The sequence below is a fragment of the bacterium genome (genome assembly GCA_020444065.1).
In the GTDB taxonomy this organism is placed as follows: Bacteria; Sumerlaeota; Sumerlaeia; order SLMS01; family JAHLLQ01; genus JAHLLQ01.
The window spans coordinates 469,571-488,375 of sequence record JAHLLQ010000003.1 but is presented as its reverse complement, the minus strand read 5'-3'; the positions used below and the strand labels follow the sequence as shown (position 1 = coordinate 488,375).

Here is an 18,805-nt window from a genome sequence, read left to right as displayed (position 1 = left end):
GCAGAACGGCAAGAAGCTGGAGACCCCGGCTGTTGGCTATCCGATGCGCAAGCCGGTGACGGAATTCCGCAATGAACCGCTGCGCGATTTTTCGAAGGCCGAAGTGCGCGAGGCCTTTCAGAAGGCCATCGACAAGGTAAAGGCGTCCTTCCCGATCAACGCGCCGTTGATCATCGGCGGCAAGGAAGTGAAGACCGAGCGCAAACTGAAAGTTACCTGCCCAAGCGACACATCGATCGTCCTGGGCGAGTGCGCGTATGCCGGCGAGAAAGAGGCGGACAAAGCGATTGAAGTGGCCCAGCGAGCCTTCAAGACGTGGTCGATGACAACACCCGCCGAGCGCGCCCAGTTGCTGCTCGACACGGCGGCGAAAGTGCGCGAGCGCCGCGATGAGATTTCCGCGCTTATGGTCTTCGAAGCGGGCAAGCCCTGGCGCGAAGCGGACGCTGATACCGCGGAAGGCATCGATTTCCTCGAGTACTATGCGCGCGAGATGATGCGCATCGGCGACCGCGAACACCTGCAGCCGTATTTGCTCGGCGAGAAGAATGAACTGTACTACCTGCCACTTGGCGTCGTCGGCGTGATCGGACCGTGGAACTTCCCCATGGCAATCCCGACGGGCATGATGTCCGCCGCACTTGTGACGGGTAACACAGTGATCTGGAAGCCCAGCCGCGAAACGCCTTTCGTCGTTTACCGGATTATGGAAATCATGATGGAGTGTGGACTTCCGGCCGGCGTGGTGAACTTCCTTCCGGGCTCCGGCGCGGAAATCGGCGAGAAGCTGACGCGCTCGCCGAAGGTCCAGATGATCGCGTTCACGGGCAGCCGCGAAGTCGGTCTCCACATCATCGAAGAAGCCGCGAAGACGCAGCACGGCCAAGCCTTCGTCAAGCGCGTGATCGCCGAGATGGGCGGCAAGAACGGCCTCATCATCGACTCGAGCGCGGATCTCGATGCCGCCGTGCCGGACATTCTCTACAGCGCCTTCGGCTTCAGCGGCCAGAAGTGCTCCGCGTGCTCGCGTCTGATCGTTGTCGAGGACGTCTACGACGAACTGATGGCGCGTCTGAAGGAAGGCGTCGCGAGCCTGAAGATCAGCGAGTCGTGGGACCCCGGTTGCCAAGTCAACGCCGTGATCGACCCGGCGGCTCAGAAGAAGATCATGAGCTACATCGAACTGGGCAAAAAAGAAGGGACGGAGTCGTTCGTTGGCGAGTGCAAAGATCTCGCCAAGAAGGGGCACTACGTCCCTCCCGCACTGTTCGGCGATATCGATCCCGACAGCCGCATGGCACAGGAAGAGATCTTCGGCCCTGTGCTCTCGGTAATCAAAGCGAAGAACTTCGAGCATGCGGTTGAGATCCACAACAACTGCGAATACGCGCTGACGGGCGGTCTGCATTCGCGCACGCCGAGTCACCTGGAGAAGGCCAAGGTGCAACTCCGGTGCGGCAACATGTACCTGAACCGCCACATCACGGGAGCCATCGTCGGGCGCCAGCCGTTCGGCGGCTTCCAACTGTCAGGCATCGGCTCGAAAGCCGGCGGACCGGATTACCTGAAGCAATTCCTGGTCGCCCGCGCCTGTGCGGAGAACATCATGCGCCACGGCATTGCGCCGCTGGACGAGTAAGAGAAGCAGGGACGAGTAGTGGGGACTGAATGGAGAGGGGAGTCGGTCGCCGGCTCCCCTCTCCACCGCCCTAATCCCGTCATCGCTACCGCAAAGGCTGCTTGCTTTTTGGCGGGCCCGTGGGTCCGATGAAGGAAACTGCGCATCTTATACCCCTCCTCCGAAGGAGCCAGACCATGTTTCCGTGCCGGATTTTGTCGATGATCGTGCTCGCCACCCTCGTTATTGCGTGTGGCGGAAAGGACAAGGACCTCGTGGATGGTGAGAATGCACCATGGCGGGCGACTCCTCCTGCCGGAGCCGTGATCCTGGCTGGTTCCATCGATGCCGCCGATGGCCTCGCGGCCGCGGCTTTCGCGGAGCGCCTGGCGGGTGGCAGCGCAGCTCTCGTCCCGACCGATTCGATCTCTCCAGCCGATCCGCTGCGCGAGGCAGCGTCGATTCTCGAGAAATCCGCCGGCCGCTCTGATTTTGTGAAGGCGGTCGATGTGCCGTACACGAACTGTGCACGGACGGAATCGCGCGAGAATGGCGACATCCTCTACGGCGCGGCGGGCGTCTGGTTCTACTCCGGGCTGGCGGGCTCGGCCCAGTTGCTGCCCTGCCTGGTTCGTGAAGATGGAACCCCCACCGAGGTCTGGGAACAAACCCTGGAACTCAGCGCTCGCGGCGGTGTGATCGCCGGATCCGGCGCCGGCGCCGAGATGCTCGGCGCGGTGGTGCTCGATGCGAAGCGCAAAGACTACACGCCCCCGGCCGAAACGCGTTGGAAAGCGCGCGAAGGCCTGGGATTGTTGAACGATTGGATCATCCTCGTGATGAACGATCCGATGTCCGACCAGGAATGGCTGGCGCCGCAGTTGGGATTGAACCCGGACGCAAAGGCACTGGCGATTTCGCCCGACGGCGCCGTGCTGGTCGAGGAAGGCGGACAGAAGCTGACGCTGCTGGGTGGCAAGGCAGCGGTCATGCATCTGAACGACAACCCGAGCGCACTGGCGGCCGTCGTTATCGAGCCGCTGATGTAACACTGTGGAGTGCGACAGCCCCGCTTCGCGCTCCCCCACCCGAGAATCGCATGCCGATCCTCCCGGCCCGTCCCGGCCGGATGGGGTGAGCATCGCTTGCCCCCATTGAATGCTGGAGCCCTGCTTCAGCGGTCCAAATTCTCCGAGGAGCGCCCCCATGGCCCCGAAACGTCACTCCATCCTCATGTGCCCGCCGACGTATTTCGCCGTCGACTACGTGATCAACCCTTGGATGGAAGGGAACACCGAACGACTCGATGTGCAGAAAGCCCGCGCGCAATGGCAGGCGCTGCACGCCCAGGTCGGCCAACGGACCACGGTCAAGATTCTCGATCCGGCAGAAGGCGTGCCCGACCTCGTCTTCACGGCGAACGCGGGGCTGGTTCACGGTAAGAAGGCGGTGAATTCGCACTTTCGCCACCCGGAACGCCAAAAAGAAGAGCCGGTCAACAAGGCCTGGTTCGAGCGCAATGGCTTCGAGGTCATCGAGATGCCGCGCGGGCTCCACTTCGAAGGCGCCGGCGATGCGCTCTTCGATCGCGGGGCAGAGCGCCTCTTCATGGGCTACGGCTTCCGCACGCGCCTGGAAGCCTGCGAATATATTGCCGAGCAACTCGACATCGAAGTCGTCCCGCTGCGGCTCGTCGACGAACGCTTCTACCACCTGGATACGTGCTTCACGCCACTGACGGGCGGGTACCTGATGTACTACGCGCAGGCCTTCGAAGAGCACGCCCGTCGGCAGATTGAGGAACTTGTGCCTGCCGAGCGACGCTTCGAGCTCAGCGAACGCGACGCTGTGCATTTCGCCTGCAACGCGATCGACACGGGCAATGCCGTCATTCTGAACAACTGCACGCAGGAGTTGCAGCAGAAGCTGAACGAGTGGGGCTTTGAAGTCGTCCGCACGCCGATGACCGAATTCATCAAGGCCGGCGGAAGCTGCAAATGCCTCAGCCTGCGCCTGACAGAGGAGCCCTTCAAGCGGCACCCGGCGCACAAGACGGATCTGGTTCGTCGCATCGTCACGATGGAGGGCCATCTGCTCGACACAGGGCTCCTGCCGATGGTGATGGATATGATTCACCAGAACGGCGGCAACTTCGAGACGCTCGAATTCCACGCCGGCCAGACCCGCGGCGACAAATCGCGCATTCGCTTGGCCGTCAGCGCCCCTTCGCCCGAGATTCTGAACGAGATCGTGCCACAAATGCTCGAAAAGGGCGGCAATCTGGAAGATCCGGAGCATCGCCCCGCTCGCCTGGTGTCTGTCGAGAAGGACGGCGTGGCCCCGGAAGATTTCTATGCAACGACGATTTATCCCACAGATGTCCTGGTCGGGGAGGAGTGGATTCGCGCCACCGGCCAGCGCATGGACGGCGTGATCGTCGTTCGCGATGGCCAGGCAGCCGTGACATTGATCCGCGACCTCCGAACCGGCGACATGGTCGTCTGCGGCATCGACGGCATCCGAATTCACCCGAAGACCGAGGTCCAGGAAGACCCGAGCGAGTTCCGCTTCATGTCGGGGATGGTGTCGAGCGAGCGCCGCGTCGAGGTCGCCGTGGACGCGATCGCCTGGGAAATGGACCAGATCCGCGGGCGCGGCGGCAAGATCGTGCTCGTTCCCGGGCCGATCGTTGTTCACACCGGCGGTGTGCCCCATGTCTGTGAATTGGTACGAAACGGCTACGTCGGAGCCATGCTGGGCGGCAACGCGGTCGCCGTGCATGACGTCGAGCGCGCCCTGTTCGGTACGAGCCTGGGCGTGGATCTCCAGCGCGGAATCACCGTCAATGGCGGTCATAAGCACCATCTGGCCGCGATCAACGCGGTGCGGCGTGCCGGTTCCATTGCCGCTGCAGTGGATCAGGGCCTGATCAAGCGCGGGCTGATGTATGAGTTGGTCCAGGCCAGCGTGCCCTTCTGCCTGGCGGGCTCAATCCGCGACGATGGCCCCCTGCCGGACACGCGGATGGACCTCGTGGAGGCTCAGGCGGAGTACGCCAGGCTTCTCGATGGGGCTGACATGATCCTGATGCTTTCGACGATGCTGCACTCGATCGGCGTTGGAAATATGACCCCAGCGGGAGTGCGGATGGTCTGCGTCGACATCAACCCTACAGTCGCGACGAAGCTGGCCGATCGCGGCTCGATGGATTCGACGCCGGTCGTTACGGATGTGGGCCTGTTCCTGAACCTGCTGGTCCGGAAGCTGGCGGAACTGCAGATGGAGCCGGTGGAGTTGTAGCCTGAATCGCTAAAAAACCCCTTCCGTGCTTGACCTCCCCAGGGCCGTGGCATCAATCATCCCTTGTCAGTCCGTCAGGGCCAAATCGCCGGACTGAACCAAGGAGCCTGAGATGTACCGACGCATCGTCCCGATCCTCGGGGTCGTATTGCTGGCCGTTCTGATGGCTGGCTGTAACACGAACCGTGTGCCTCGCTTCCAATGGGCATCCGGCGAACCGGAGCAGTTCCGCCGCTACACCGGCCGTCCTGCCGTTGACTACTTCTACCGCTGGAACGATCAGGCATTCTTCAAGGTCGAGGCCCATCAGGACGATCTTCTGACAGGCGACAAGAAGAGCGTCCTGCAGCGCCACGGCCAGCCCGACTACATGCGCGAGGGCATCGACGCCCGCAGCGATGAGACGTTCACCGAGTGGGTCTACTGGGATCGCAACGTCCTTTGCCAGTTCATCCAGAACGACCTGGTCTTCGAGGGACCGCTGATGGACAGCGATCGCTACCTCGTCCAGTACGGCTACCCGTCGGAGGCCTTTTTCCAGCAGTACGAAGTCGGCCCGGCCCGCGAGATCTGGATCTACAAGAAAATGTTCGAGAAGGGCGACTGGTCGGTGTCTTTCAGCGACGGCGCGCTCGTCTACAAGGCTGACCACAGGTAATCTTCATGAAGCTGACATTTCGCGCTCGGGCGCTTGGATGGGTGCTGCTGACGGCCGTCGGGTTTGCCGGCCTTACGGGCTGCGCCGCCGATCGCCAGCGCATCTACGAGGAACGCCGCACACTGGCCTTCGATCTTTTCACCGAAGGCCAGGATCTTGAAGCGGTGGGCGAATACACCGCCGCCCAGGAAAAGTACCTGGCGGCGCTGGAGCTTTCGCCCCGCCCTGCCTTCTACTATAAGGTGGGCCACTCGTACAACCTGCTCGGCGAACCCGAGCGCGCGATGATCTACTTCGACAAGGCACTGGAAGTTGCACCGGATTACGAGCAGGCCGAGGCCGAGCGGGAGCTCGCTCGCCTGCAGTTGATCGAGAAGGGACTGCTGGCCCGTGAGGATCAGCCGCCCAGCCTGAAGCTGCCTATCGACGAGGAACCGGTCGTGGCGGAAGCCACGCCAGAACCCACGCCGACACCGATCAAGCGACCGACGATCGAGAGCTCGCGCCGCACGCCGGCGCCGACTCCCACGCCGGAACCCACAGAGATTGCAAGGCCGAAGCCGGTAAAGACGCCGGCCGTGGAATCGACTCCGGTCGTGGAAGAAACACCGATCGAAGTGGCCGAAGTCCCAGCGACTCCCTCAAACCGCGACGATCAGACTGAAGAGCAGATGACTCTGAGGCCGACCCAGGAGAAGACGCCGGCCCCGACGCCAACGCCTCGCCCCCGGGTTGAGTCGACACCGATGGCGCCTCCGCCGCCGACCTTCGACGAAGATGAAGCCCGCGAAATGCCCAAATCTTCTCCGGAAGATCGGCCGTCGGACGCGGCACGCGAAGCAGTGATGGAAGGCATGAAGGACGAGCCGAGGCCCACGGCGACTCCCGTCCCGACTCCTGAGGCAACGCCGGAGAAGACGCCGGAGCCCACGCCCGAAGCGACGCTGGCGAAGGACGAGAACCCGCCTGAGGCGGAAACGGGCACAAGGTCGGGGGCCGGCGATATCGGCTCCTCGCTGGCGAGCCTGATTCAGGGCGGCGACAGCCCCGTGGGTCAGCGCGCAGAGAGCCTGGATCCGGAAGAAGTCCGCGCGGCCGTGTTCCCGGAGCTGACCGGCGAGCAGGTTCACGACGTGGAAAGCCTGCGCGAGGCCGGACTTCTGGCTGCCGAGCAAGGCCGCTGGAGCGACGCCGTTCTGGCCTGGTCCCAGGTGGCCAACATGGAACCGGAGAATGCCGAAGCCCATCTGTACCTGGCGGAATCCTTGGCGAAAACAACGCGGACGCGCCGAGCCCTCGAGGAGTATCGCCGGGCGGCCGACCTGGATCCGAACAACGCAGATATTTACCTGAAATGGGGCAACGTGCTGGCTCGAATCGGCCGTGAATTGGCCGCCGAGGGTCGCTATCGCGATGCCATGGGAGTCGACCCCAACGATCCGCGGGCCCAGAACAACATCGGCGCGCTCTTCCTGCGCCAGAAGGCCTACGGCCGGGCCCTCGACGAATTGCGGCCGCTGGTTGAAAGCCATCCGGAATTCGCCCCGGCGCACCTGAACCTCGCCCTGGCTATCGACGGATCGCACGGCGATCTGGACGAAGCCATTGAGGAACTCGAGACCTACCTGCGTCTCGGCGGAGTGCGCGAAGCGGAAGTCGAGAGCTGGCTCGTGGAGATGCGTTCGCGCCAGTAAGCCCCCAGACCTGACTTCACCCGGGTTCGCGCCGTGCTCGTGCCCAGCCGCAGCGGGCTCGACAGCAACGACGAGGCCCCCATGCCGCAAAGGAACGATCCGTCGGAATTGATGGCCCTCGACCGCCGGGTCGCGAGCCTGGACGGTATTCGCGGCATTGCGGTTCTGCTGGTTCTTGTCCACCACGCCTCGCACCATCTGCTGCCTTTCGGCTGGATCGGCGTGGACTACTTCTTCGTCCTCAGCGGCTTTCTGATTACGCGCCTGCTGATCCGGCGGCGCGAGAGCCCGATCTACTTCCGGGACTTCTACTGGCGCCGAGCCCTGCGAATCCTACCCATCTACCTGATGTGCATCACGGTGCCCTACTTCGCTGGGGTCTCAAGCTGGGAGGAATTCCGCTACCAGCTCATGTCGCTTCAGAACTTCTATTATGCAAGAGGCCCTCAAAACCCACTCGCTATCCACACGTGGTCACTTGCGGTTGAGGAGCAGTTCTACGTCTTCTGGTCGGTGCTGATCTTCATAACGGCTGCCGCCTGGCGGCCCCGAATCTGCCTGATTCTGATCTTTATGTCGCCCATCCTCCGGGCAATTCAGCCCCCGGAGGGAAGTTTCGCCTCTCTGCAAATGTTGCTCCCCTATCGGATGGACAGCTTCGCCTACGGCGGCCTGCTGGCCTCGCTGCCGACAAGCTTCTACGGCAAGGCCTGGTTTCGAATCTTTTCCCGGTACATCCTGCTCTTTGGGGCGGCCTGCCTGTTCGCGGCGATGCTCTACGACTATGCCGGAGTACAACCCTACGCGGTCACGCCTTTGGCGAACCACCTCTCTCTTGGACTGTTGTATACAATCGTGGCGTGGGTGCCATTCGGGATGCTGGGAACGCTGCTGACGGACAACCCGGAGCGCCCCGGCGTGCTGGCGCGGAGCCTGAACTGGCGCCCGCTGGTCTTCGTCGGACGGATCAGCTACGGCCTGTACCTCTACCACTTCTTCGTTTCCCGGTCTCTGGATTTCCTCTGGCCGACGCTGTACGACCTGCCGTGGCTGAGGGCGATTGTGCTCGCGGCGATCTCGATCCCGGTCGCGACGATCTCCTGGAAACTGATCGAGGAGCCGCTGTTGGGCTATCGCTCGGTGATCGCTCAACGCCACCATGTCAAGCAGCCTGGGGGCGGAGTGTGATGCGAGAATCGAAGAGAAATTCCGGATTGATTGTCCGGGAACGGGGACGGCGGGAATGGGGGTCCGGAATTCTGAAGCGGATCTGGATCGGCGGGTGGGCGGCCCCCTGGTATCTACATGTGGAAATAATTGAAAATGCTTGAAAAAACGGCTCTCTCGGAAGATGCGTTGAGGCCGCTGGCAGGCATTCTTCCCACCCAAATCGCGGTTGACAGGCGGGGCGGAAGGTGCTCAAACAGAGGATAGACTCGTGGAAAAAGGCGCGGGTTTGGTCTATGGAGTGCTCCGAAGCTATTTTGGAGTTGACGATGGCGGAGCCGAAGAGCGAGCACTCTCAGCTACACTGAGTCCGGTGGAAGGACCACAAAATCTATGACTTTCGGAAATTCCCACGCGAGGAGGACGTTCCCCACAACGAACAGGCTATTTGGTGAAGTGCACCCCCTGCTCTTCCCCGAGGTTCAGAGGAACCTTGGAGATTCCTTCCTAGAGAAAGGAGAACTGTCCTAATGCGCAAAGGGTTCACCAAAACAACCCTAGGTGTCCTTGCTGCGGCCCTGGTCAGTGGTAGTGTCTTTGCAGTCGGCCCCACAGTCGACGAGATCCCCACTGTATTCATGACCGACAAGATGACTTCGGACACCTTCGACTTCAATACGGACACGACGCAGAACCTCTTCCGGTTCAGCGACGCGTTTGAATTGGCGTCGTACGTATCAGATGCCGACTCTCCGGCGTCTGAACTGAAGTACCTCTTCACAGAGTCGACTGTTGCTTCTCCGTCAACCCCGTTGACGGGTGGCGCGCAGACGATCTCGATCGACGGCAACCTTGGCTACGCCACGCTGCCGCCGACCACTGCCGACATCCTTCTGGATGGCTACAATGTGGACACGGGCGATGCCCTTGACTTCCGCAATGTGCAGTACAGCCCCGAGCCGAATGCGACTCCGTATGCGGATCCGGGCTCGATCAATGACGAAGCCATCATCACGATGTTCGTCACTGACCAGGAAGAAAGCGGTCTGGGCTTCAAGTCCTTCTCCGTTATCACCACGAACGACGGCACGCTCGATCGTCTGTCCGAGTCCACTGGCGTCTTCACGCCGGTCGACTGCTACGACACGTTCGACGGCTGGATCTTCGCAGGCGCCTCGACGTTCCTGACCGCCGGCTATCAGTTGCCGACCGTCAGTGGCGACGCCAACGACCTCACGCAGAGCCCCGCTACCAGCCCGGCTCCCGCCGCCACCGCCTCCGTCACTGCCGGTACCGGCAATGGTGGACAGGTCGACGGCACGAACCTGCTGGCTGACTGGGCACTGCCTTCTGGCAACCTGACCCTGACGCAGGGCAACCTGTACATGTTCCGTTGGACGATCGCGGGCGACAACGCCCCCGGCAACGAGCTGAACAACGCGACGCTTCGTGTCCGCGTTGGTCCGAACTCGACCGACGGCATTGGCCAGGCCCATGAGTCTTGGGTTGAAGGCCAGTTCAACAACAGCGGCCCGAACACCACGCCGAGAGCGTTCCGTCAGTATGCGTACGCGCATGCCACCGGCGACGCCCAGTTGTTCTTCGACGTTTATGACTTCACCCCGACTGTGGCCCTCGACGCCACTCTGAGCCAGGTTGAAATCTTCACGGTCGATACGAACGGCCTGACCGGCGAGACCATGGTGTACAACGCTGGTAACCCGGCGATGGTCGCAGCCAGTGGCCAGCCGACTCCGGCTGCCAGCCCGACCACCTTCGATATCGGCGGTGTGTGGCGCTTCCAGAATATCAACCCGACCCGCTCGATCACGACCACGGGCTCCGGCACGACGGCTCTGATCCAGAACCTGAATGGTACCGGCACGGCCATGACCTATGGCACGTGGATCTCGGACGGCGACGGCCTCCAGAACTTCCTCAGCGTCGGCAACGACAAGCTGCTGTGGGTTGATATCTGGATGTCCGCACCGACACCGAGTGTCGACCTTCCCGAGCTTCGCTTGGGTGTCAACGGCAGCCAGACCGATGTTGGTGGCGCTGGCGCGGGACGTACGTCGCACTTCAACTTCCGTTCCGACAACGCCGCGAGCGTGCTCAACTCACTCGAGACCTCCTCGAAGCGCTTCTCCATCGTTATGGAGCCGCAGATGCTGACAGGCTCGACGTGGCTTGGCAACATCACGTTCGACGTCTTCGCCTTCCAGCCGTTCCTGAGCGGCGTCAACGACAGCGGCATCACCCGGATCGATCAGGTGACCGTCCGTACGTTCGACTCCCCGGCGGCCCCGGCGAGCGCTTGCCCCTGAGGCAGGTAACAACCACTAACCCTTGACCGAACGAAGGGCGGCTCTCCGGAGCCGCCCTTCTTCTTTGGGTCTTGCTGTGTCTCTCCATCCAAATGAGTATGGGGACTAAAGAGACCTGCCGATGTCTGTGATCGTCATCATCGCACCTCACAAAGCGTGACTTGGAGAAATCCCCACTGATCGTCTTCTAACCTGAGAACAGACAAATCAACTGCATCGTTGCGGAACTCAACGGGCAAGGCTCCCTTGTCCTCATATCAAGATATCCATCTCCTATCCGAAAGAGGCCCGCCGGTCACATGGCATGGGTTGCAGACTGGGAAATATGCGTACAGAGCGAGATCGTCTTGCTGATCTGCTTGCCCCTGGACTCTGATCCGCCTTCTCCGGGGGACAGTTCCTATTGCAAAGAGTCACGGTCGTGGCCTAGCAACGGAGGCCGAAATGACGAGAGTCATTCGCGGCTGAACGTCTTTTAGAAGTGAGGCGCCGGGCTCGGCAAACGGGTAGAAGCGAAGGCATCCCGAACTCAGTCGATCCAAGACTCTTGTCCTTCCAGACCTCCTCTACAGGGCGCTCCTCCGAGTCGTCAGCCCAACTACCAAGATGGCCAGAACAGGCTCGCCAAGAACCGAGCACCTGAAGAGTGGATCCTACTCATCTAGCTGGAAAAGGTGGGCGCCTCGTTCTTGCGCATCGCTCTTATAAGTCTCAATCAAACCCAGCGACTCTTCCGGAGTCAGCGGAGTGGAAAGGAACTCAATGGAGAAAGCCTCCTCCTGCTGAGTGCTCACACGCCCATCGATTTTGGTGGTGTAGCACCGCGATATCGGCAGAACAGCGGATTCTCCATCAGGATGCACGAATACACCGTAGTCCCACGACCCGGAATCAACCACCCCTTCTCCCGGCACTCTGAAGTCCCAGGCAATCAAATACCAATGCCCAAGATATGAACGATATCGGTACCGTTCCTGGGAGTTCATCTTTCCTTGATCTGTCGTCACGGTGATTTCGAACTCCACTTCGCCGGTGAGGCCCGGGAGAATTCTGACAGCGGTATTCTCGGAGAATGGCGCGCCTGGAGAAAGAAAGCGTGCGATGTAGTCATCCAAGCGCAGATGAATCGGACTGCGAGCGAAGCATCCCAGGGCAAGTGGATCGCCCAATCTCTCGCTATCTATGATCAGGTTTCCCTGAAGTCTCTCCAACTCGTTCACATCATCGAAGGGTGACAACTGACTGATCCCGGCTCTGTAATTGGGCATAAGACGGATCGTGTTTCCTCTCATCTCAGCATGCAGGACCTGCGTGGAAGCGGTCTGGACGGGATCGGCTCCAAATGACTCCGCTACCCGAGAAATCAGTGATACTATGCACCCTTGACCTCGATCTAGGTGCGTCTCGATCAAATACTCCCTGACCCAAGGAACTTCGACTTCGGGGGCTGAACCATCCTTGCTGGAGAAAGTCAGCACTGCAGAAGATGATTCAACAAGATGGATAGATGCCTTAAGCGGTTTGGAGCATGTCTGGATGGATCGCTCACATTCTGATGCGTCCAGGAAGACCGCCAGGGCAGTCTCCCGTGCGGTCTCTCGATCTTGTCTCGATTCATCCTGCCCACCAGGAACGGATTGAAGGCCCTTGTCGGTATCGACCTGCGAAAGCCCTGTCACGGGTGCGAATCCGACGCTAATCCCCAGAGCCAGTGCCCACATCAAGCCACCCTTATTCACTCTTACCCCATACAAGCTTCTGTAAATGTGCTTCAGCATTGCATTCCTCCCAATTGGCGCATTGTCCGATTGCTTCCCGCCGTCCGGGAATACTGCGCGGGAAGCAATCGCTTGATCTCAATCAGTCACAGCAGAAATCCGGCCCGTAGACCGTCGAACTGTACGTGGCATCGTCGAACTGGCGGCAATAGTCCACGACAAGAATATTGCATCCAGCCGGATCACAACGTGCAACGGCAGGACTCAGGTAGTTGCACTGGTACACATCGTAGCAGGTTACGGCAAGGGACCCCTTGCAATCACCCGATCCCATGAACAGGCCGGTGCATTCATGCAGAACATTGTCGGTGAAGTTGACCTTGATGGTCGGTGGAGTATCTGACGCGGTGATGCAGGCTGGACACGTCTCGTCCTCGCCCTGGCAGATTTGATCTTGCGCTGACTTCTCCTGGATACCATCGCAATTCCAGGGAGTCTGGGGCGCCTTCGGAGGGCAACTGGCGCGTATGTGGAGCGGCGGCAGCATTACTGCCAACAAGCCAGCACACAGCACCAGCAAAAGCATTGGTCTATATCTCATTCCGCTGAAACCTCCATTGCATAAGTTTTCCCCGGACAGAGTCACATGAACATTATACCGCATGTCACTCAAGTCAAATCTTTGCAAACTCGCATTACAATACCCCTTTTCGCTTTCGTTCTTGCCCCCCTGCTCCTAATCTCGTGGGCGATGCTTGGTCGAGAAACCGCCCCCAGGATGCCATTGCTATGAAAGCCCTGCATAGAAGCTCCGCGATTCTCATTTCTGTCGTGATGTTGATCTGCGGCGCAGCCTTCGCCCAGAAGCCTGTCCCCGGCACGGAAATGGTCGAGACATCCGACTTTGGAAAGCTGCCCCGCGAGATCATCTGGCAACGGGATAATAGTGTGATGATCCTGATTCCTGCCGGCGAATATCAGATCGGTATCGATGATCCCACGGATGTCGGTTTCAAACCCGATGAGGGACCCGCCGTCACCGTCGAGATCGGCTCTTACTACATCGACAAAACCGAAGTCTCCAACGCGCAGTACAAGCAATTCGCCCAGGTGACGGGCGCGAGCTTGCCACGTACGATTTACGGCCGAGAAAAGCTCCTCGACGACGGCCGCCCCGTAGTCGGAATTCCGTACTACGATGGGCTTCAGTACGCCGAGTACATGGCCAAGGACCTGCCGACCGAAGCCGAGTGGGAAATCGCCGCTCGTGGCAAGGAGGCGTTTCTCTATCCATGGGGAAATCAGCCCGACAAGGAAGCGGCATTGATCGGTGCCGGAGGCAGCGCCATGACCCTGGAAGTCGGCACTCAAACGGCGGATGAATCCCCCTTCGGTGTCTTGGACATGGCGGGCAATGTGTCCGAGTGGACAAAGGACTTCTTTGACCGCGGATACCACGAGGCGGCTGCCGGAAAGAAGAACCCGCGCGGCCCTGAAGAGGGGGAGTCGATGGTCGTGAAGGGTGGGAACTACTACGAAGACGGCGATGGCCGCGCAACGGCCCGTCTTCCGCGCATCCCCGGCCAGACTCGTGACGAAATCGGATTCCGCACCGTCTACCGACTGAAGCCCTGGCCCACACCCACGCCGACTCCAGAGAAGCGCGTCACTCCGACACCAACCCCTGGAATCGATGATCGAGCCCGAGTGCTGAGCGAAAAGGTCGAGGAGTACTTCCGCGATCCGACCAGGGGCCTGCCGACGGCGATGACCGGGTCGATGACGAATCAGACCAGCATGGTGCCGGTCATGAATGCGACCCCACACATGGTCCTGCTGACCTTTGCGGACATCGATCAGGAACTGCTCTACAATTTCCCGGTTCGCATGTTCCCCGGCCAGATCACCATCGTTCGCCCACCTGCGGATCGGAACCTTGCCATTCTAGCCTATGCAGACGGATCGCAGTTGGATCGCGTTGCCTATCTTGGAATGGTGTACACCGACTCTCATCCGTTTACCATTATCAAACCGGAGACCTTTAATACGGTCACGACCCAGGATGGTGAAGTCCTGTCGCCGATGGAGAAAGACGTCGAGGCTCAGCAGATCTACGACATCCTCAACTACACGGCGATGTGGAATATTTTCGAAGTCTTTAACGACACGCGCCTGCCGGTGGAAGTCACCGTTTCGTCGATCCCGGCAGGTACGGTTCCGGCGAAGCAGCATAAAGCGACCATCCCAGCGGGTGAATCCCTGCAGGTCGACGATTTCGGCGGAGGCAAGGTGCGCATCGAGGTGCGCTACGTCGGTGCAGAAGACCCAAGCGGGCCGGCTTGGGAATTCGACAACTCCGGACTCCGGGATCATCGCGTCGTCGTCATGAAGGAAGACACAACACGAGATGATTTTGTGCGCGTCCTGACACGTCGAATGCCCCTGATCACGATGACGACAGTGGAGACCGAGATTAACCGGAGTCGCTACTATGTTTCCCCGGACAACGATCAGAAACGGCGCCGGTAACAGGCCTTGACGACTGCCCCGCAACCGGTCGTGCTTACGGACCAATTATTATGGATGGATGGAGTACTTAGAGAATGACCGATATGAAGCAACGCGTCATGGAAGCCCTGGCAACGGTTGATGATCCTGACCTGAAGAAAGACCTCGTCACACTGAATATGGTGAAGAACGTCGAGGTCGACGACAACGGCAACGTCTCCGCTGAGATCGAACTGACGACGCCGGCCTGCCCCTTGAAGGATCACATTCGTCGCGAATGCGAGAACGCGATCGCCAAGATCGAAGGCGTCGGCGAGATCACCATTACCATGTCCGCGAATGTGCGCCAGGGAGCCGTCGGCGAAGGCAAAGCCCCGATCCCCGGCATCAAGAATATTATCGCCGTCGGTTCCGGCAAGGGAGGCGTGGGGAAGACCACGACCGCTGTGAACCTGGCGGTGGCACTGAAGGAGCTCGGCGCAAAGGTGGCCCTTCTCGACGCCGATATCTACGGGCCGAACATCCCCGCGATGGTTGGCGTGTCCGGTCGTCCGAAAGTTGTCGAAAACCGAATCGTCCCCATCGGCGCGAACGGTGTGTCGGTGATGTCGATGGGCTTTCTCGTCAACGAGGATCAGCCGATCGTCTGGCGCGGACCGATGCTGCATGGCGTGCTGAAGCAGCTCCTGAACGACGTCGTCTGGGGCGAACAGGATTATCTCGTCATCGACCTCCCGCCTGGAACCGGCGATGTGCAGCTTTCGCTCTCGCAGATGGTTCCGGTGACGGGCGCCGTCATCGTCACGACCCCGCAGCACATCGCCCTGCAGGACGTGCGCAAGGGCATCGCGATGTTCCAGCAGATTCAGATTCCGATCCTCGGGATCGTCGAGAACATGTCCTACTACCTGTGCCCGCAGTGCGGTCATCGGGACGAAGTCTTCGATAGCGGTGGCGGCGAACGCACGGCCGATGCGATGGGCGAGGACATGTTCCTGGGCGCCGTGCCCTTGAATTCCAACATTCGTCGCTCGATGGATGGCGGAAACCCGATCGCCGGGCAGAAGGACTCCGAATACTACGACATCTATCGGAAGATTGCCGAGAAGGTGGCGCAGAAGGTCTCGATCCGCAATGCACAGGGACCGGGCGCCCCAATTGCCCCGATACCTGGCCAGTAATCACACGGAAGCGCCCACCCATGCCCGACGCAGAGAGCCCCATTCCCGCGACCGCGGATGAACCCAAACGCCAATCGCGCAGGCGATTGGGGATGGCTCTGGAATTCGTCGGGCTGGGTGGGGTTCTTCCCGCCCTGACTGTCACCGTGTTCGTCGATGAGTGGCGCATTGCAGCGGCCATCGCGTTTGTCTGCTTCTGGCTCGTGTGGTTCGTGGGCAAGACACTGGTGAAGGTTAACCGCTCGTGACTGCGCCGGATCGTCCCCGGATTTCCGTCGTTATCCTGACAGCCAATCGCATCCACCTGTTGGCCGAGACGTTGAAGACTCTGGCCAAGGGTACACGCATACCCGACGAGGTCGTGGTCGTCCTGAATAGTCCGGAAGACGGCACGCGAGAGTCCCTTGAAGGCCAGAAGCACGCGTTCCCCCTCAAGATGATCGAATGTCCCCAGTCCGGGTTCGCCGAGGCGCGTAATCGCGGAGTCGCCGCGGCCGCCGGGCCGTTTGTGGCATTCCTGGACGATGACTGCGATGCAGATCGCTGGTGGCTGGAGCGCCTTGCCGCAGCCTTGGAAGACGCGGAAGCGGTCGGTGGTGCTGTCCTGCCCGCCGAGCACCATGAGGTGCCGCCGGATTACTCTCCGGATCTGAATTGGCTCGTCGGGCTGTCTCCGCCTGCATTCTTCAGCGATCTGGCCGGACGACTGATTCTGCCGCAGACCGCCAACCTCGCGTTCCGTCGCGACGTCTGGGAGCGCTTTCCCTTCCACGAAGTGGGCGGGCGTCTGCACGGCAGCGAATCTCGCCAGAACTATGCGATCGGCCGCGAGGACGCCCAGTGGTGGCGCCGGCTGCGGCGCGAAGGCGTTCGTTGCACCGTCGAGCAAACAGCCATCGTGTGGCACAAGATTCCGACGGAGCGCTTCGCCTCTGAAGCGATCGCCTCGCGAGCCCGCCACGATGGCGCGGCGCACTGGCAGCGCGAGGAGCCGCGCGCGGATCTGCCGGAAGCGGCCGCCGATCTGGCCAGCCTTCCCTTCCGCATCGGGCGCGACTTGCTCTTTGAGGAGTCGCTGACACAGGGCCAGGCAATCGCGCGACACATGCCGTGGGCGCGCCGCCAGTGGTCGCTCCTGAAATCGGCCCGCGAAGCCGTCGGCCAGCCGGTGTCCGTGCCGGAACGAGCGGCCCTACTGGGTCGTGCGGCCGCCGGAGTGATCGCCAGCCAGGCGAAGCCGCTGCTGCGCCAGCCGGCTGCCTTTCTGCATCACGCAATGAAGCCCATCCCGCCGCTGCCGACTGTCGATGACCCGCCGGGGCGTCTGCTGGTTGTCTGTTACGATTTCCTTGGCGATGCGGTGCTGGCGATGCCCCTGCTGGAGCAACTCCGCGCGGCGTTGCCCTACACGCGAATCGAGCTTCTGACCGGCGAGGTTGCCGGGCCGCTCTTCCGAAGCCGCCGCGAGATCGATGAACTCACCGTCTTGCCGAGCAGCCTCTCGAAGCGCTCGCCGGATGCTGTCCGGCGGGTCTGGAAAGCCGTCCAGGATTCCCAGCCGGATGCAATCGTGGTGACGTACTTCCATGGCGCACCGCCGCTCGGACTATTCGCTGCGACCAACGCCCCTGTGGTGTGCTGGGATCGCGACGGTGGGCTTGAGCAGCAGTTGTGGTACGATCTGGCCTCGAAGCGGGTTCTCAAGTCGCTTCGCAAGGCGGAGGTCGCCGCGCTCCTCGACCTGGCCGCACCGTTCGGGATCGAAACAAAGATCACTCGCCCGACATACAAGCCCTCGAAGAAGGCCGGCCGCCGCGTCGATTCCGTGCTCGATAGGCTTGGGCTGAAGGCGAACAAATTCGCCGTCATTCACCTGGATGGTCCGGATGGTCATTGGAAGTCATGGGATCTGGAGCGCTGGGGCGAGATCGCCCGGCGCCTCTGCGACGAGCACGGCCTGCGTGTGCTCCTCGCTGGAACGCGCCAGGGACGGCGATTGGCAGAGAAGCTCAATCTGCCGACGGACGTGGCCGTCTCGGTGCATGGCATTTTCGACAGCGCGGAACTAGCGGCACTGCTGAAGCGCGCACGGATTTTCCTTGGCCCCGATTCCGGACCGGCTCACTTGGCGCAAGCCGTGCGCACGCCTGCGGTCATCCTGTTCGGCCCAACGGAGGAATTCCGGTGGGGACCGATGCCGCGGTTGAAATCCGATGGGGAGACGGCGTTGCCGTTCCGGACGGTTCGGTGTGCGCCGGACGATCTCTTCGACAGCGAACGCCGCGGTCTGCCGGCAAACGTGCAGGTTCTGGCCATTCAACCGGATGATGTGATGCGAGCGGTGGCGGAGTTGCTATAATTGCACCCCTTCAGGGTGCATCGGGCATGGGGTCGCGTACCCAGGGTGGCGCTCGCAAAGCTCGCTGACCCTGGGCTGTGTGATGTCGAATCCCGTTGGGATTCTTCGGCGGGGAACCATCTTGGCAATGTGAGGAAAGTCCGAAGGACTTGAACATCCGACAGCCCGGGGCAAGCGACGCGTTCGGTCTCGCTTTGGCGAAAACGGGCGCAGAAGCGTCGCCCTGGGATCTCAAGTGAAACACGCCGCACGCTGAAGGCGTGCAACACCGCGAG

General features: G+C 61.1%; 13 protein-coding genes. 11 read left to right on the top strand and 2 right to left on the bottom strand.

Translation table 11 applies throughout. The features are described from left to right. The first annotated feature begins 43 nt into the window (after nt 1-43). From pruA to KQI84_09675, 7 genes are all read left to right on the top strand, one after another. Complete coding sequence (gene pruA, locus KQI84_09705; protein ID MCB2155150.1) at nt 44-1,639, top strand: L-glutamate gamma-semialdehyde dehydrogenase; 1,596 nt, start codon at nt 44-46, stop codon at nt 1,637-1,639. Nucleotides 1,640-1,815: 176 nt separating this feature from the next. Further along, nucleotides 1,816-2,667 carry a hypothetical protein gene (locus KQI84_09700; protein MCB2155149.1) on the top strand — a complete coding sequence of 284 codons (852 nt, stop codon included), beginning with the start codon at nt 1,816-1,818 and terminating at the stop codon, nt 2,665-2,667. A 157-nt stretch (nt 2,668-2,824) separates the two neighbouring features. Then, nucleotides 2,825-4,918 (top strand): TIGR00300 family protein, encoded by a 2,094-nt coding sequence (locus tag KQI84_09695; protein ID MCB2155148.1) that lies wholly within the window; start codon nt 2,825-2,827, stop codon nt 4,916-4,918. 112 nt (nt 4,919-5,030) lie between these two features. Then, nucleotides 5,031-5,576, top strand: coding sequence for a hypothetical protein (locus KQI84_09690; protein MCB2155147.1), 546 nt, complete (start codon nt 5,031-5,033; stop codon nt 5,574-5,576). A 5-nt stretch (nt 5,577-5,581) separates the two neighbouring features. Beyond that, nucleotides 5,582-7,270: a tetratricopeptide repeat protein gene (locus KQI84_09685; protein ID MCB2155146.1), complete on the top strand. Its 1,689-nt coding sequence runs from the start codon at nt 5,582-5,584 to the stop codon at nt 7,268-7,270. An 81-nt stretch (nt 7,271-7,351) separates the two neighbouring features. Continuing rightward, on the top strand, nt 7,352-8,458 hold the full coding sequence (locus KQI84_09680; GenBank protein MCB2155145.1) for an acyltransferase: 1,107 nt from the start codon (nt 7,352-7,354) through the stop codon (nt 8,456-8,458). Between the two features lie 509 nt (nt 8,459-8,967). Continuing rightward, the gene (locus KQI84_09675; protein MCB2155144.1) at nt 8,968-10,764 is read left to right on the top strand and encodes a hypothetical protein; all 1,797 of its coding nucleotides are present in this window, start codon (nt 8,968-8,970) and stop codon (nt 10,762-10,764) included. Between the two features lie 653 nt (nt 10,765-11,417). Here the strand turns inward: KQI84_09675 and KQI84_09670 are convergent. Together KQI84_09670 and KQI84_09665 are read right to left on the bottom strand one after the other, a co-directional pair. Continuing rightward, the gene (locus KQI84_09670; GenBank protein ID MCB2155143.1) at nt 11,418-12,542 is read right to left on the bottom strand and encodes a hypothetical protein; all 1,125 of its coding nucleotides are present in this window, start codon (nt 12,540-12,542) and stop codon (nt 11,418-11,420) included. An 82-nt stretch (nt 12,543-12,624) separates the two neighbouring features. After that, nucleotides 12,625-13,083, bottom strand: coding sequence for a hypothetical protein (locus KQI84_09665; GenBank protein MCB2155142.1), 459 nt, complete (start codon nt 13,081-13,083; stop codon nt 12,625-12,627). Between the two features lie 188 nt (nt 13,084-13,271). Between KQI84_09665 and KQI84_09660 the strand changes: the two genes are divergently transcribed. From KQI84_09660 to KQI84_09645, 4 genes are all read left to right on the top strand, one after another. Then, on the top strand, nt 13,272-15,011 hold the full coding sequence (locus tag KQI84_09660) for a formylglycine-generating enzyme family protein (protein MCB2155141.1): 1,740 nt from the start codon (nt 13,272-13,274) through the stop codon (nt 15,009-15,011). 74 nt (nt 15,012-15,085) lie between these two features. After that, complete coding sequence (gene apbC, locus KQI84_09655) at nt 15,086-16,171, top strand: iron-sulfur cluster carrier protein ApbC (protein MCB2155140.1); 1,086 nt, start codon at nt 15,086-15,088, stop codon at nt 16,169-16,171. Continuing rightward, nucleotides 16,066-16,419: a DUF3470 domain-containing protein gene (locus KQI84_09650; protein ID MCB2155139.1), complete on the top strand. Its 354-nt coding sequence runs from the start codon at nt 16,066-16,068 to the stop codon at nt 16,417-16,419. The genes apbC and KQI84_09650 overlap by 106 nt, the downstream gene beginning before the upstream one ends. Then, nucleotides 16,416-18,530 (top strand): glycosyltransferase, encoded by a 2,115-nt coding sequence (locus KQI84_09645; protein ID MCB2155138.1) that lies wholly within the window; start codon nt 16,416-16,418, stop codon nt 18,528-18,530. The genes KQI84_09650 and KQI84_09645 overlap by 4 nt, the downstream gene beginning before the upstream one ends. Nucleotides 18,531-18,805: the final 275 nt, after the last annotated feature.